The sequence below is a fragment of the Sulfitobacter sp. KMM 9851 genome (assembly GCF_057178245.1).
In genome coordinates this window covers 560,805-576,667 of the sequence record NZ_CM169991.1, presented here as the reverse complement: position 1 = coordinate 576,667, position 15,863 = coordinate 560,805, and the positions used below count along the sequence as shown (strand labels likewise).

The 15,863-nt window shown below is 56.5% G+C and carries 15 protein-coding genes; 6 read left to right on the top strand and 9 right to left on the bottom strand.

Annotated features, from left to right (window positions below; all coding sequences use genetic code 11):
• Positions 1 to 53 precede the first annotated feature (53 nt).
• The gene (locus AC1965_RS02720; protein WP_483885771.1) at positions 54 to 887 is read left to right on the top strand and encodes a DMT family transporter; all 834 of its coding nucleotides are present in this window, start codon (positions 54 to 56) and stop codon (positions 885 to 887) included.
• Here AC1965_RS02720 and AC1965_RS02715 read toward each other — a convergent pair.
• The 3 genes from AC1965_RS02715 to AC1965_RS02705 all read right to left on the bottom strand — a co-directional run bounded on the left by AC1965_RS02715 (position 884) and on the right by AC1965_RS02705 (position 3,589).
• Complete coding sequence (locus tag AC1965_RS02715) at positions 884 to 1,501, bottom strand: nicotinate-nucleotide adenylyltransferase (protein WP_483886970.1); 618 nt, start codon at positions 1,499 to 1,501, stop codon at positions 884 to 886. The genes AC1965_RS02720 and AC1965_RS02715 overlap by 4 nt on opposite strands.
• A 78-nt stretch (positions 1,502 to 1,579) precedes the next feature.
• Positions 1,580 to 3,133 (bottom strand): alanine/glycine:cation symporter family protein, encoded by a 1,554-nt coding sequence (locus AC1965_RS02710; protein WP_483885770.1) that lies wholly within the window; start codon positions 3,131 to 3,133, stop codon positions 1,580 to 1,582.
• 15 nt (positions 3,134 to 3,148) lie between these two features.
• Positions 3,149 to 3,589, bottom strand: a complete 441-nt coding sequence (locus AC1965_RS02705; protein WP_483885769.1) for a universal stress protein — start codon at positions 3,587 to 3,589, stop codon at positions 3,149 to 3,151.
• 333 nt (positions 3,590 to 3,922) lie between these two features.
• Here AC1965_RS02705 and ettA point away from each other — a divergent pair, with 333 nt between their 5' ends.
• The 3 genes from ettA to AC1965_RS02690 all read left to right on the top strand — a co-directional run bounded on the left by ettA (position 3,923) and on the right by AC1965_RS02690 (position 7,749).
• Positions 3,923 to 5,578, top strand: a complete 1,656-nt coding sequence (ettA, locus tag AC1965_RS02700) for an energy-dependent translational throttle protein EttA (RefSeq protein ID WP_483885768.1) — start codon at positions 3,923 to 3,925, stop codon at positions 5,576 to 5,578.
• A 129-nt stretch (positions 5,579 to 5,707) separates the two neighbouring features.
• Positions 5,708 to 6,865: an SEC-C metal-binding domain-containing protein gene (locus AC1965_RS02695; protein WP_483885767.1), complete on the top strand. Its 1,158-nt coding sequence runs from the start codon at positions 5,708 to 5,710 to the stop codon at positions 6,863 to 6,865.
• Between the two features lie 674 nt (positions 6,866 to 7,539).
• On the top strand, positions 7,540 to 7,749 hold the full coding sequence (locus AC1965_RS02690; protein ID WP_483885766.1) for a hypothetical protein: 210 nt from the start codon (positions 7,540 to 7,542) through the stop codon (positions 7,747 to 7,749).
• 62 nt (positions 7,750 to 7,811) lie between these two features.
• Here AC1965_RS02690 and AC1965_RS02685 read toward each other — a convergent pair whose 3' ends face one another.
• Positions 7,812 to 8,789: a response regulator gene (locus AC1965_RS02685; protein ID WP_483885765.1), complete on the bottom strand. Its 978-nt coding sequence runs from the start codon at positions 8,787 to 8,789 to the stop codon at positions 7,812 to 7,814.
• 376 nt (positions 8,790 to 9,165) lie between these two features.
• On the opposite strand from AC1965_RS02685, the gene AC1965_RS02680 reads away from it, so the two are divergent.
• Entirely contained in the window at positions 9,166 to 9,372 is a 207-nt protein-coding gene (locus tag AC1965_RS02680; protein WP_007117950.1) for a cold-shock protein, read from the top strand.
• 141 nt (positions 9,373 to 9,513) lie between these two features.
• On the top strand, positions 9,514 to 10,065 hold the full coding sequence (locus AC1965_RS02675; protein WP_483885764.1) for a L,D-transpeptidase: 552 nt from the start codon (positions 9,514 to 9,516) through the stop codon (positions 10,063 to 10,065).
• A 79-nt stretch (positions 10,066 to 10,144) separates the two neighbouring features.
• Here the strand turns inward: AC1965_RS02675 and AC1965_RS02670 are convergent, their stop codons facing one another.
• From AC1965_RS02670 to AC1965_RS02650, 5 genes are all read right to left on the bottom strand, one after another.
• Positions 10,145 to 12,040, bottom strand: a complete 1,896-nt coding sequence (locus AC1965_RS02670; protein ID WP_483885763.1) for a PAS domain-containing sensor histidine kinase — start codon at positions 12,038 to 12,040, stop codon at positions 10,145 to 10,147.
• 193 nt (positions 12,041 to 12,233) lie between these two features.
• Positions 12,234 to 13,214, bottom strand: coding sequence for an ABC transporter substrate-binding protein (locus AC1965_RS02665; protein WP_483885762.1), 981 nt, complete (start codon positions 13,212 to 13,214; stop codon positions 12,234 to 12,236).
• A gap of 37 nt (positions 13,215 to 13,251) precedes the next feature.
• Positions 13,252 to 14,091: an ABC transporter permease gene (locus tag AC1965_RS02660; RefSeq protein ID WP_483886969.1), complete on the bottom strand. Its 840-nt coding sequence runs from the start codon at positions 14,089 to 14,091 to the stop codon at positions 13,252 to 13,254.
• Complete coding sequence (locus AC1965_RS02655; protein ID WP_483885761.1) at positions 14,091 to 14,954, bottom strand: ABC transporter permease; 864 nt, start codon at positions 14,952 to 14,954, stop codon at positions 14,091 to 14,093. The genes AC1965_RS02660 and AC1965_RS02655 overlap by 1 nt, the downstream gene beginning before the upstream one ends.
• Before the next feature lie 63 nt (positions 14,955 to 15,017).
• On the bottom strand, positions 15,018 to 15,803 hold the full coding sequence (locus AC1965_RS02650; RefSeq protein WP_483885760.1) for an ABC transporter ATP-binding protein: 786 nt from the start codon (positions 15,801 to 15,803) through the stop codon (positions 15,018 to 15,020).
• Positions 15,804 to 15,863: the final 60 nt, after the last annotated feature.

The following is a 15,863-nucleotide window of genomic DNA, read 5'->3' as shown; positions in this document are numbered from 1 at the left end:
CCCCCCTTTTCTTTCGCGGTTGCACAAAACCGCCGACCTGATAATCGACTGTCATGCAACGCGCGGTCCTGATCATGTTCGTCGCCATGTCGATGATCCCAGCCGGGGACAGCGCCGGCAAACTGCTGAGCGGCAGTCTCGGTGTTGCCCCGGTCTTTGTGGCATGGTCACGCTTTATCATTGGCGCGGGTTTATTACTGCCATTTGTGCCGCGCGGCACTTGGGCGCTGTTTCGCGACTGGCGGCTCTGGCTGCGCGCAGCAACACTCGCCTGTGGCATCACTTGCATCCAGATCGCCCTGCAAACCGAAGCCATCGCAACCGTCTTTGCCGCCTTCTTCATCGGCCCGATGTTCAGCTATGTCCTTGCCACCCTTTTCCTGCGCGAACGCATTACAGTGCTGCGCAGCGCGCTGATTTTACTGGGGTTTATCGGCGTACTGTTGGTGGTGCGCCCCGGTATGGATACTGGCGGCGGCGGTGGCAGATTGATCTTTGCGGTGGCGGCGGGGCTGTTTTACGGTGTATTTCTGACGATGTCGCGCTGGCTGTCAGCCGTCGCTACGCCCTTGGCCATGACATTTACGCAGCTGGCCATAAGCGCGCTGCTGCTCTTGCCACTGGGGCTGATCAACCTCCCCCCCGCCACAGCACCCATCGCTGCCCTGGCCGGAATCAGTGCGCTATTTTCGATGCTCGGAAACCTGCTGTTGCTTTACGCCTATAGAATAGCCCCCGCCACGCGGCTCGCCCCGCTGGTCTATTTTCAACTGATCGCTGCGGTTCTTCTGGGGCTGATGCTGTTCAACACTCTGCCCGACACTCTGACATGGGTTGGACTTGCCGTGATCATCACCGCAGGCATCACGTCCGCTCGGCTGCGTTAATCGGCCTTCGCCGCCGAGGTCCAGACCCCCGCCGCCCGGATCGCGCTCGATGATAGATCGACCATCGGCACATTTACGAAGCACCACGCAGGTGCCTCTGCGCGACCCAGTAGTTGGCTTTGCCTTCCGGCAATGCGGTAGGGCGCATATAGGGCCGCGGCGCGGCTCATCCGGGCTGAAATGCGTTGTCCGGGTCGTGCCAACACGCCCACGGGAACACTTTGCATGATCTGCCGCCAATCCTGCCAGAGGTGAAACTGTGCCAAGTTATCAGCCCCCATCAGCCAGACAAACCGCACGCCGGGATAGCGCGCCTGCATCGCCCGCAACGTCTGCGCGGTATAGCGCGTGCCAAGCTGCGCCTCGATGTCCGTGACCTCCACACGCGGATGCCGCATGACCTCGCCAGCCCGTTCCAACCGCTGCGACAGCGGTGCCGGCCCGTGAGATTTCAGGGGATTACCAGGACTGACCAGCCACCATACCCGATCCAGCGCGAACCGCTTGATCGCCTCGCGCGTTATATGCGCATGACCCTCATGCGCGGGGTCAAATGACCCCCCCAACAGACCGATGACCTGACCGCGGGCCGCATATGGAATGGTATGTCGCAACGCAATCGGCCCCTGATGATGTATCAGAGGCCGAAAGAAGGGGCTAAAGCGCCCATTGTCAATCATGTGACGGTAATATTACGGCACGTGCTTGACGATCTCACCCGACTTCAACCGGCGGAAATAGCTGGCTGTTTCGCGCTTCACGATCGGCATCAGGAAATACAGCGCCGTGATGTTCACAACCGCCATGGCAAAGATCGCCGCATCCGAAAAGTCGATGACCGGACCAAGGCTCGCCGCCGCACCAATGATGATGAAGACGCAGAAAATCAGCTTGAACACCAATTCCTTGTTCTTGCCTTCACCAAACAGATAGGTCCAAGCCTTCAGCCCATAGTAGGACCAGCTGATCATGGTGGAGAACGCAAACAGCACCACCGCAATCGCCAGCACATAGGGGAACCAGCTAAACCCGGAGGCAAAGGCCGCCGATGTCAGGCCAACGCCGCTGGAACCGTCAATGGTCTGGATCGCTGTGCCAGCTTCGTTCAAGACAAAGTTGCCGGTGGCAGGGTCCATCACCAAAACACCAGAAATGGTGATGACAAGCGCCGTCATGGTGCAGATCACAACCGTATCAATGAACGGCTCAAGCAGTGAAACCACGCCTTCGGTCACAGGCTCCTTGGTCCGCACGGCAGAGTGCGCAATCGCCGCAGACCCAACACCCGCTTCGTTCGAAAACGCCGCCCGTTTGAACCCTTGGATCAACGCCCCGACAAAGCCGCCCGCAACACCAAGCCCGGTAAAGGCACCGGCCCAGATCTGACCAAAGGCCCACCCGATCTGGCCCGCATTCATGATCAGAATGATCAGCGCCGTGACCACATACAAGACGCCCATGAACGGCACGACCTTTTCAGTGACCTGCGCGATGGATTTGATACCGCCCACGATCACGGCAAACACCACACCGGCAAAAATCACGCCCGTAATCCATCCGGGGAAATCCCCCACGATGCCGGAAATCTGTGCATGCGCCTGATTGGCCTGGAACATATTGCCCCCGCCCAGCGCACCCAGAATACAAAAGACCGAAAAGAGCACCGCCAGCGCCTTGCCACCCGGCAGACCGCGTTCGGTGAAGCCCTTGGACATATAGTACATCGGGCCACCCGATACCGTGCCGTCAGGATATTCATTGCGGTACTTCACACCCAGCGTACATTCGGTGAATTTTGACGCCATGCCCAACAGGCCCGCCAAAATCATCCAGAAGGTCGCACCGGGGCCACCAATGCCCACGGCCACGGCCACACCCGCGATGTTGCCCAAACCCACCGTGCCCGACAACGCCGTTGTCAGCGCCTGAAAGTGGCTCACCTCACCCGCGTCGTTGGGATCAGAATAATCACCCTTCACAAGGCTGATCGCATGGCCAAAGGCCCGAAACTGGATAAAGCCGAAATAGATGGTAAAGACCGACGCCGCGACCACCAACCACAACACGATCCACGGAAATGCCGTGCCGGGAAGTGGCGCGAAAATTAGGTTCACGAACCAGCCTGTCGAACTGGCAAAGGTCTGGTTAATCTTTTCGTCCATGGTCATAGCCTCTTGGGCCGCGACCATGCTGGGATGGCTTAGCGCCGCTGCGGCGGCCACCCCGGATGTGATAAAACGTTTCATGTGCTCACCTCAAATTCAGGGGATAATCGTGACAGGCACGCTGGATGCTGCCACCAGTCGGCCTGTAACACCGCCAAACAGACGATCTTTCAGCCCGCGCACGCCAACCCGGCCCACCACGATCTGTATCGCGCCCTTTTTCTTAGCGACGTCATGCAAAATATCGGCCACGTCCCCGTGCCGAACGATGCCTTCCACCGTCACACCTGCGCTTTCGGTGTCCTTTACCGCTGGGTCCAAGACACGCTCACGGGCCAGTGCCAGCTCTTCTTCACGCCGCTTGTGGCGTTGCTCATTTTCCTCGGGGGTTTGAAAGCTGAAAGGCGACCACTCGATCACGTAGCAAATCGAAATCGCACAATCTCCGATCTGTTTGGCCTGAGCCTTGGCAAACGCCAGCGCACGCGCGCCAGCCTCTGACCCGTCCAGACCCACAACAATTGTGGTTTTTGACATGAGTATTTTCCTGTTGCTGCACCGATTATCGCGCACACCAGAACCGATGATACGCCCACCCGGTTTCCTCTACCCGCGATCCGCCGTTCTGATGCGACCCATCACAGGTTGTAATGAATGTAACAAAAGTATTAACCACACGTCGACTAATTATTGTGCAGATCGAAAACCAATCCCCAAAATGCAGACCACCCCCTGCCCAAACGTCCTGTGTAACGACCCAGCCGGGGCCAATCCCCCCGCACCGCCTGCGCTCCGATTGAGTGTTTGATCTTGCCCCCTCTGGGCGATATTGCATGCCAAAGCCCAATCACCCGTTCTAAGGAGTCTCTCATGGCCGCCTATCAATACGTCTATCACATGTCCGGCGTTTCCAAGACCTATCCGGGCGGTAAAAAGACTTTCGAAAACATCCACCTCAACTTCCTCCCCGGCGTAAAAATCGGTGTCGTCGGCGTCAACGGCGCGGGTAAATCCACCCTGCTGAAAATCATGGCCGGCCTCGACAAGGATTTCACCGGCGAAGCATGGGCGGCCGAAGGCGCGCGCGTCGGCTATCTGCCGCAGGAACCGAAACTGGATGAAACCCTGACCGTGCGTGAAAACGTCATGCTGGGCGTGGCCAAGAAAAAGGCCATACTCGACCGCTACAACGAGCTGGCGATGAACTACTCGGACGAAACCGCCGACGAAATGGCAAAGCTCCAAGACCAGATCGACGCCGAAGACCTCTGGGATCTCGACAGCCAGATCGACGTCTCAATGGAGGCCCTGCGCTGCCCCGCCGATGACGCCAATATCGCCGACCTCTCAGGCGGCGAAGCGCGCCGCGTTGCCCTGTGCAAACTGCTGCTCGAAGCGCCCGATATGCTGCTGCTCGATGAACCGACCAACCACCTGGACGCCGAAACAATCGCTTGGCTGCAACAGCACCTGATTGATTACAAAGGCACAATCCTGATCGTCACCCACGACCGTTACTTCCTCGATGACATCACATCGTGGATTCTCGAACTCGACCGCGGCAAGGGCATCCCGAACGAAGGCAACTATTCCGACTGGTTGGAACAAAAGGCAAAACGCCTGAGCCAAGAAGCCCGCGAAGACAAATCCAAACAGAAAACGCTGGAACGCGAACTTGAATGGATGCGCCAGGGGGCCAAGGCCCGCCAAGCCAAATCCAAGGCCCGGATCAAATCCTATAACGAAATGGCCGAAGTGTCCGAGCGCGAAAAACTGTCCCGCGCCCAGATCGTCATCCCCAACGGCCCCCGCCTTGGCAACAAGGTGATCGAAGTGGCGGGCCTGACCAAACACATGGGCGACAAGCTGTTGGTCGAAAACCTCGACTTCTCGCTGCCGCCCGGTGGCATCGTTGGCGTGATCGGCCCCAACGGCGCGGGTAAATCGACCCTGTTCAAAATGCTGACGGGGCAGGAAAAACCCGACTCAGGCACCATCGAATACGGCGATACCGTTGATCTGTCCTATGTCGACCAGTCCCGCGACGACCTCAACCACGACGATACCGTCTGGCAGGCCATCACCGGCGGGGCCGAGATCATCCAGCTTGGCGACGCCGAGGTAAACTCCCGCGCCTATTGCTCCTCCTTCAACTTCAAAGGTGGCGATCAGCAGAAAAAAGTCGGCCTGCTGTCAGGCGGTGAACGCAACCGCGTCCACATGGCGCGGCTTTTGAAGGCCGGCGGCAACGTGCTGCTGCTCGATGAACCGACCAACGACCTTGACGTCGAAACCCTACGCGCTTTGGAAGACGCCCTTGTCGATTTCGCCGGCTGCGCCGTGGTCATCTCCCACGACCGTTTCTTCCTTGACCGGATCTGTACCCACATCATGGCGTTTGAAGGCGAAGCGCATGTGGAATGGTTCGAAGGCAACTTTGAAGATTACGAAGAAGACAAAAAGCGCCGCTTGGGCGCCGATGCGCTTGAGCCGAAGCGGTTGAAGCATAAGAAGTTCGTTCGTTAACGTTGAACTTTGCGTAGCAAATTCAACGGGTGCGAGGCAGCGTCCGCTCTTGCGGGCGCGTTCGCACTCGGTGGTGTTTGAGTGCCGGGGGTGAAGGCCGGAGCGGTTGAATTATGAAAGACTTTTGAGATGAAGTTACAGCCTAGCCCTCGTGATTGGTTTGGTGAAGACGAACCCTGCTTTTGTGGAAGCCAGCGTAAATATTCGGATTGTCATAAACTCAAACGATATCGTCACTTGAATGAAATTTCTGTAGACCATTTGAAATTCAATAAATGGTGGCCCAACTGTGGCGTCCTAGAAGATGGGAATAAATGCGAAAACCCAATAATTTCATCTCATTCGATCCAACGGAACGGCACTTTGCGATCCATTGCTGAGGCTCACCATGTCTACACCTTTTCTAGCAACAAATATGGTCAGACCAAATCTCTTCGCCTCAAATCTGGGTTAGTACTCGTCGGCACAAGGACCGCATCAACTTTCAGAGGTTTGTGTGCGGCTCATGACAATGAAATTTTTGCCGAAATCGAAAATTTTCCCCTAGCTCTTTCTTATCGAACTTTTCTTGGGTTAGCCTATCGATCAGTCCTTTATGAAGCACTGGAACATACCAAAGCGACCATGTGGCTCCAATGGCTCTCGACAGTTCCTAAATTCGAATTCCCGTTCCACACTGACGAAATGCTACCTGAAATCGAAAATATGCGATACTTTTCAGGGTATAACTGGGCTCAAGTAAGGCGCTTTGGAAAAGTAATCGAGAGAAAATCCCATCGAAAGCTCTTCTTCGTTGCAATTGAATTTGAAGGAAATCTCAACTTTACGAGCGCTGGAAATTTCTGCATCGAACTAGATTTCGATGGTAATACAATTCAGGAATTTTCCGTATCTCAACGCTTCAGCTACGCGCAGATTTCTGTGGTTCAGCATGCCGAGAATAGGTGGTGTTTCGTAATTTCTGGCATGAATGATCAAAATTCAAAAGCCACGCTTCAACTTTTGGCTTCTTTGCTAGCGCAACCGAAGCAAACATTAGCTGATTGCGCCTTAAGGGCTGCGTTAGTTCATATCGAAAACACCTATTTTCGCCCAAGCTGGGTAGAAAACCTCACCGAGGCTCAGCAAGCTGAGCTAATCGAGAGATCAGATTATGGGACTGACTTTCGCGTTGGCGAAGAAAAAATCTCCAACACGTTACAAAAGCCATTGGCAGCAAAACTTTCTGATAGGGCATTGCACATCTCGCATAATCTTCACAGTGAACTGAAACGAAAACCTTGCTAACCCAGCGCCCGACCGCGGGTCGAAACCAGTCTTGCAATCGCTCCAGTGGAGCGATTGAGGGTTTCGAAGGCTGACAAGCCTCGGGGGCGTGAAACGCGCCCGCCCAGAGGGGCGGTCGGGCGCGGCGAAAACGCGAGGCGTTTCCGCGAAGTACCAATTTTCCAACACCCGCGAAAGCTGGGCCATCACCCGCCCGTCGCACCAACGGTGCGCCACTCTTAAAGCACGCCTTTGCCGTGACACGCGCAGGCGATGGCCCGGCGCCTGCGGCTTGTTCCGGGCTCTGGTGACCGCATCACCGTTGCGGCCTGCGGCTTGTTCCGGGCTGCGCGACACTCTGAGCCATCGCTCAAACATCGAACACCAACCCACCCACAGCCCACTCCAACCCCGCCCATCCTCTCCCCAAAAACTCCAAAATTAACCTTTCCCCACCGCACGCCCCGTTAATCCAGCCCTTTGTGTCCGCCCGCTGTACAGGTGCTGTACGGGTTGTGTCCCCCGAAAATCGCCCCGATTCCCCTTGTTAACCTGCCCCTTCCGGCCCCGCCGTTGCCCGGCCGCCCCCCTCACCGCGCCATCTGTTAACCATTCCCTTCCAAAATTTTCCCCGCCTGCCCCAAAATCGCCCCATTCCCGCGCACTAATACGATCGAAACGAAAGGGATGAACAAATGGCACTTGCAGGGATCATGATTGGCAGCTTGGCAGGATTTGTCAGCTTCGTGACGGCTTGGCTGATTTTAGGCACCGGCTTTGTCACCGCTCTGGGCATCTACTTTGCCGCGGGCACTGCCGTCACCGCCCTCTTCGCCCTGATCGCTTTTGCGCGCCACACGGCGCCGCGTGAAACGCCCCAAGGCGACAACGCAGCCATCGCCTAAACCCCTATTATACAAACAAAAAAGGCCGGGTTTCCCCGGCCTTTTCGCGTATTTCCGATCGGTTACCGTTCGTCGTCGAACACGCTGTCCAGACGGGCAAAAAGATTGTCCTCATCCGACCTGGCCAACCCATGCAGAGGGTCCCATGTCTGCAAGAACTCCCGCAGTTTGTTGCTCGCTGACAGACCCGACCACAACCGCTGCTCAGTCACTGCGGCCACCCGAAGCGTTGGGGCCATGGACACCGCCATTCCGCGCGCTTCCCAGAATTGGGACAAATGCCCATGCATGCGCTCGGCCAGATCGCCACAGTTCAACCGCGTTCGGCTCATCACGACACCGACGAACCGACCGCTGCCGGCATAGGCCAGATGAAACGGCATGCCCTCCAAGGCATGAACGGACGCGGCGCCGACCTGCTCCATCTGCTGGCGAAATGCCGGCGCTTTCACCGCCCGGTAAATGCCCCGCGCGCCTTCGACGGCGATGGAGAACAGGTTCATCGAAAAACATCCCGCGGGCAGGCGCAGCAGGTGATTTTCCAGTTCAAGAAAATCGCTGACCCCATCGACATTCAGGTCAAAATCCTCATCAAAGCGGATTTTCATCAGCTCGGTCAATTCAGACAAGGTGTGCTGGGTTTCGCGTTCGCGCAATAGCGACGCGTTCAACATGCTCGCCGAGTTGATCCGCGCGCCCAGCTCCATACCATCCAGCGGTTTGCTGATAAAATCGGTCGCCCCCGCATCGAACGCGCGCTGCATCAGCTCGGGTTCCTTGCTGGCGGTGATCATAATGACAGGTGTCGTGCGATGCTCGGGCTTGCCGCGAACGATTTTGCACAGCTCAATGCCACTGACCCCCGGCAACATGATATCAAGCAGGAAGGAATCAAACGGCTGCTTGGCCGTCTTGATCATTTCCAGTGCCTCTTCCGAACTTTCGCAACACACCAGTTCAAATTGGTCGTTTTCAGTCAGACACCCGGTCAAGAGATCAAGGATCACCGGATCGTCATCAACCGCTAGGATACGCATCATGTTCATTCTCCAAGGGATGCACCTTCGTCAGGCGCAGTTGTGGCTGTTCCTTGCAGAAAAACACGTATAGCGGGCATCATTGCGGTGCCTTTTAGACAATCTTTAGGCGCAGCCGGTTTTGACCACGCCAATGAAACAAAAGGAATCGCGCTGATTTGTGGCGGCAACTTGCCATTTCGCGCCATGCTTTGGGTGCCCAAATGGCACCAAATGCGTGCCCCCTTGAACGAATCTCTGATAAGTGCGATACAACCTCCGCAAACGTTATCTTTTTCGACCCACTGTCTCCCTTACACGGCGCTCAGTCTATCGATCCAGACCAACCACGCCGGGCCATCGCACACCGCGGATGGCGTTTAAAATGGAGACTACGGATATGGCCACTGGCACCGTAAAATGGTTCAATACAACTAAAGGCTTCGGCTTTATCGCACCCGATGGCGGCAGCAAAGACGTGTTCGTGCACATCTCTGCTGTTGAGCGCGCTGGCCTCACAGGCCTGGCCGACAACCAGAAAGTGACTTTCGACATCGAAGCCGGCCGTGACGGTCGCGAATCCGCGACTAACATCGCACTGGCCTAAGGGTCAGCGGGGCCATGGCCCCACACGCAGATTTTACCGACCAACCGGCAACGGTTGGTCGGTTTTTTTATGGCTCAGGGTTGCCAAAATCAGTGCCCGTGCCACAATATCTCTAACTCAACTAATTTATTGGAGCATGCTATGCGCCGCCGTACTTTTCTTGCCAGCACCTTCGCCGCGACAGCCCTACCTGCCGTGGGCATTGCCCAGACAGCCGCCTATGATCCGAAACCCCAAGTGGTCCCAATCAAGGCACAGTATTCGCCCGGCCAGTTGCTTGTCCTGCCGCGCAGCCACTACCTGTATTTCGTGACCGCCCCGGGCCAAGCCATGCGCTACGGTGTCGGCGTGGGCAAAGCAGGTCTGGAATTCACCGGAACTGCAAACATCCGCGTCAAGAAAGAATGGCCCACGTGGCGTCCTACGGACGAGATGATCGAACGTGATCCAAGCGCCTACAAACGCTTTATTGGCAATACCGAAGCCCAACCCGGCGGCCCCGGCAATCCACTGGGCGCACGTGCATTGTACCTGTTCCAGAACGGGCGCGACACGTATTACCGAATTCACGGAACGACGCAGCCGAATTCAATCGGTCGATCAGTATCCAGCGGTTGCATCCGAATGCTGAACGAACATGTGATCGACCTTTATAATCGTGTGCCGATTGGTACTGTCGTGACCGTTCTCTGAACCGATCCAGATTGCTGGATCTAAAGGGGTCGACGGGAACGTCGGCCCCCTTTTTTATGCCAAACGCAATCGCGTGTGGTTAGCCATCCTGCAACGGCAGCCTAATGGTGCAGGTGAAGTTCGGCTCGAGCACAGTTTCGATGTGGCCCGACCATTTACGCTCGATCAATTGATGAATGAGTTTCGTACCAAAGCCGGTTCCGGCACATTTGGTCGTTTCAACTTGTTTATGATCGCACCAAATCAGGCAGAACTCGCGATCGCCATTTGAGCCCTTGGTCACCGTCCAGCTGACAGCAACCCGCCCACTATCGCCGGTAAATGCACCATATTTGGCCGAATTCGTCGCCAATTCATGCAGTACCAGCCCCAAATCAAAGCTCAGGTCAGCAGATAGCAACACATCGCGCCCGGCCATATCCAGTATCGCCATGAACGGTTCCAGCGTCGTTTCGACCAGCGCCCTCACCTGTGTCTTGGTCCAACCGTCACCGCTGACCAGCATGTTGGACCGTGACATATGCGCCAAGCGCTTTTCAAACTTGCTTTTGGCCTCGCCCAAGTCGGCAGAGGCACGTACCGTGTGATTAAAGATCGAATTTACCATTTGCAGCAGATTGCCCGCCCGATGAGCAATCTCACGCGTCAGCAAGAATTGGTTCTGGGTAGCGTCTTGCAGGCGGTGGCAACTGGCGATGAGGTTCGCCACCGACACGACATAATCCACGTCACTTTCTGTAAATTCATGCGCTACTGCATCGTGCACACCTAGCACACCAAAGGCGCGGCTTTTGATGCCCGGAATAGATACACTTAATCCACTGACGACACCGTGTTCGAATAACAGGGGTGGCCCACTGAACCGCGTTTCAGTTGATAGATCGGTGACGACCACAGGTGCATCGGCCAACAACGTATAGCCCGCCTGCGATTCCTGATCTATGCCGACCTGTGCTGCGCCAACCAGTCCATCGTGCCAGCCAACCCCAGCCAGCAACACCAGATGATCTGCTTGATCCGAAAACCCTAGGATTTTGACCATCGGCACCGCCAATGCATCGGCCATCAGCGCCACCGTTGCCGCCATAAAATCCTCGAACGGGTCATTTCGCAGGGCCAGTGCGCCAATTTCGGTCAGTGATTTTTGCTGTTTTAATTGCTTGGATTTGCGCTCGGCTTCCCGAAGCTCGCCGGTCACGTCGCGCGAGATCACGACAAACCCTTTCGGCGCGCCAGCCGCATCGTTGATCACCGATATCCTCTCGTCCCAGATCGTGACCTTGCCAGAACTGCTTGTGTAGGTGCCGACAAATGCGCTCTCACCGGACTTTAACGCTTCGGCCGCAGCTTTGCGCGCCAGTTTTCCGTCCTCGCGCTGCCAGAAGTCAAAATAACTGAGACCCAGTGCCTGCCCGGGGTCGTCCACCTCAAGGCTGCGACAGCCACAGGGGTTGATAGACTTCAGACTGCCATCTAGCGCTAGGATCTTGATGCAGTCATTGCTGAAGTCGAGGATGGAGCCAACCAGCGATGCACTGCTATGTTGCTGCTCTTGCGTGGTGCGCAGCGCGGTGACATCCGTCAGTGTATTAACCGCGCCGATCAAGGTGCCAGCCTCGTTAAAGATAGGCTGCGGCGACACCATCACATTACGCATTTCACCGTTTGGTCGCTCAACAACAATTTCGGCGCTCGCGATACCTTTCCCCGATTTCAAACATATCGCCATTGGACAGGCATCATGGGGCAAAACACGCCCGTCCTGTTCGTAAATCCGAAATGACCCACACCAATGGGCCGACCCGATAACAGGCTTATCTCCCCAAAGCTCGGCGGCGGCACGATTGTAGTAGGTGATCACGCCCGCACTGTCCGTTGTATAGACAGCCGCGCTCAATTGATCGAGCACACGGTCCGCCGCGTCTTCGAGCCGCGGCACTTCTAGTTGCAAACTGGCAAGCCGACTCGTTTCCATCACGACCCCATTCACAAGCTCCCATTAGGGAAACAAACTTAGCAGAAAATTAGGAAATTCAATAAAAATATCTGGCCCAAGCCTTTCGGCGCACAATACTTGCGGTCCGGTGTGGCGCTGAACCGATCTTATCAGCCCCCAAATGCAAAAGGCCGGGATCGCTCCCGGCCTTTCACGCTCTATCTCATAAGGTTTAGTTCAACGCTTTGTCAGTGATATCATGTGTCCAGGCCCCTTCTGGCGCTTTGGTAATCATGCCACCCTCCATGGTGATGGTCGCACTGCGCTCAAACGCGGCCTCGTCCAGCGCCCCGTTACTGCCAGCCGTCAGCTTGGCAATCTCACCCATCATACGCTTCTGATGCTCTTCGGTCTGTGCGCCTGTCTGATCGTTTTCCAGCACGATCTCCGCCGCCTCGTCCGTGTTTTCCTCGGCGTACTTCCAGCCCTTCATCGACGCCCGCACAAAGCGCACCAACTTGTCCTGCATTTCAGGATCGGCCAGATTTTCTTCGGTGGTATACAGGCCATCCTCGAGCGTCGAGATGCCCTCGTCTTCGTATTTAAAGACGACCAGATCTTCTGGCGTTAGCCCGGCATCAATGACCTGCCAATATTCGTTGTAGGTCATGGTGGTTGCGCATTCGACCTGCTTTTGCAGCAGCGGGTCGACGTTAAAGTTGATCTTTTGAATAGTCACTCCACCGTCCGATCCATCGGTCGAATAACCCAATTTCCCCATCCAGCTCAGCAGTGGGATTTCGTTACCGAAAAACCATGTCCCCAGCGTGTGGCCCGGGAAATCTTCCGGCTTTTCAATCCCGTGTTCCTTAAGACAGGTCAGCATCAGCCCGGATTTGGCAAAGGGCTGCGCGATGTTCACGATCGGGGCGCCCTTTTCGCGCGCGGCCAGCGCGGAGGGCAGCCAATCCACCATGACATCGGCCCCGCCACCCAGCAGAACCTGAACCGGCGCAATATCCGGCCCACCCGGTTTGATCGTGACGTTTAGACCCTCTTCTTCGTAGAAACCTTTGTCCAGCGCCACGTAATACCCGCCGAACTGCGCCTGTGTGACCCATTTCAACTGCAAGGTCAGATCATCCGCTGCCTGCGCCATGCTTCCCCAAAGGCCCACGGCCGCCCCTGCTGTAATCTTGGTGATATTTTTCATTTGTTATTCTCCCTCTTGGTTGGTCGTCTTCTTGTATTTAGCTTCGCTGGCTCGGGTGCCAGAATGTTACCCGGCCCTCGATCAACGCCATGATGCCATAAAACGCCGATCCGGCAATTGCCGCCACAACAATCTCGGCCCAGACCAGATCAAGCGCAAGCTGCCCGACCGATGTCGAGATGCGAAACCCCATGCCCTTGATCGGAGAGCCGAAAAATTCGGCAACAATCGCCCCGATCAATGCCAGCGTCGACGCGATCTTAAGCCCGTTAAAGACAAAAGGCATCGCCGCGGGCAGGCGTAGCTTGAACAACGTGCGCCAATAGCCTGCCGCATAGGTCCGCATCAGATCGCGCTGCATTGCATCGCTGGCCTGCAACCCCTGTACAGTGTTCACCAGCATTGGAAAAAATACCATGACAACGACAACAGCCGCTTTGGACTGCCAGTCAAAACCGAACCACATCACCAGAATCGGGGCCATGCCAATCACCGGTAAAGCGGCGACAAAATTGCCGACCGGCAACAGACCGCGCTGCAAAAACGGATAGCGGTCAATTGCTACTGCAATCAAAAACGCCGCGCCACAGCCGATTGCATACCCCGACAGCGCGCCCTTGATTACCGTCTGCACAAAATCCACCCACAGGATATCCAACGACACAGCAAAGCGCGCGGCGATCACCGACGGTGCAGGCAGAAGCACCTGGTTGATGTCCAACCCGTGCACCACGCCTTCCCAGATGGCGATCAGGGTCAGGCCAAAAACAATCGGCGCGGCCAACTGCGCCCAGCGCTGGTGCGGATATCGCGCCAGCAGATGGTTTACCCACCAACCCAGCACCCAGGCACCAAGTGCGAAAAACAACCAGCCCATCATGCCATCCCCATCCGTTTCAACGTGACGCGCTGGATAATTCCGATCGTACCCACCAGCGCCGCGGCCAAGGCAGCGGCCATGATCAGCGCGCTCCAGATTTGAATGGTCTGCCCGTAATAACTGCCCGCAAGCAGTCGCGCGCCCAATCCGGCCACAGCACCCGTTGGCAATTCACCGACAATCGCCCCCACCAAGGACGCAGCCATGCCGATCTTGAGCGATGTAAAGAAGTACGGCATCGACGCCGGCAAGCGCAGGTTCCAGAATGTCTGCGCGCCGCTGGCATGCCAGGTGCGCATCTGGTCTAGCTGCATCTGATCCGGGCTGCGCAACCCTTTGACCATGCCCACGACGACGGGGAAAAACGATAGATACATGCTGATCATCGCCTTGGGAAGCAGGCCCGACACACCCACGGCGTTCAAGACGACGATGATCATCGGCGCAATCGCCAGGATCGGGATGGTCTGGCTGGCAATAACCCAAGGCATCAGTGACATATCCATCGTGCGGTTAAACACGATGCCAACGGCTAATAACGTGCCCAGCACTGTGCCCATTACAAACCCCAACAACGTTGCGCTTAACGTCACCCAGGAATGGTAAACCAAAGACCGCTTCGACGTGATTTTCTTTTCCGCCACGGTCTGCCACAGCTCAATCGCCACCTGATGCGGGGCCGGTAACTTGGGTTTATCCTGCGCCCAGGTATCAGCCACCAGCGCCTGCATGCTCAGTGTTTCTCCCGCCCGCGCAGCCCGGTCCTGCGCCCATGGCGTGTTCAGCCAGATAGCGGCGGCATACCACAGGACAAACAACGCGCTCACGACGGTCAGAACAGGCAGTATGCTACGCCTCATGCCCTGCCCCCCGGTTTTATCCCGCCAGAAAAACTCACGACCCCGACGGACGCGCATATACTGTCAAACATCGCCATGCCCCGCCCGCAACCCTTCGCGCACCCGATGCGCCACGTCCAGAAAAGCCTGCGTATCACGAATGTCCAACGGCCGTTCCTTGGGCAGAGGGCTGTCGATCACATCGGTGATACGCCCCGGTCGCGGGCTCATCACGACGATCTTGGTGCTGAGATAGACCGCTTCGGGGATCGAATGTGTGACAAAGGCGATGGTCTTTTCGGTCCGCGCCCACAGCCTCAACAATTGTTCGTTCAAATGGTCACGCACGATCTCGTCCAGCGCACCAAAGGGTTCGTCCATCAGCAGGATGTCGGCATCAAAGCTCAGCGCGCGGGCGATGCTTGCCCGCTGCTGCATGCCGCCCGATAATTGCCAGGGGAACTTCTTTTCAAACCCGTCCAGCTCAACCAGCTCCAGTACCCGCTTCACCCGCTCGGCCTGTTCGGCTTTGGGAATGCCCATAATCTCGAGCGGCAGGCGGATATTGCCCCCGATGGTGCGCCACGGATAGAGCCCCGCAGCCTGGAACACGTAACCGTAGGCCCGCGATTTACGCGCCTGCTCCGGCGTTACCCCATTGATCAGAACAGTGCCGCCGGTGGGCTGTTCAAGATCGGCCATCACCCGCAGGAACGTGGTCTTGCCACAGCCCGACGGCCCGATAAAGCTGACAAAATCACCCTTGTTGATCTCTAGGTTCACGTCCTTCAACGCATGGATTGGCCCATCATTGGTTTGAAAGGTCAGGTCTAGATTGCTGGCGCTTATTACGCTCTGGCTGTCATTCACGAAGTTCACTTCCCCATTGGCAGGCCGCTTTTGGCGCGGCACTTTACCGTTTCAGTATTG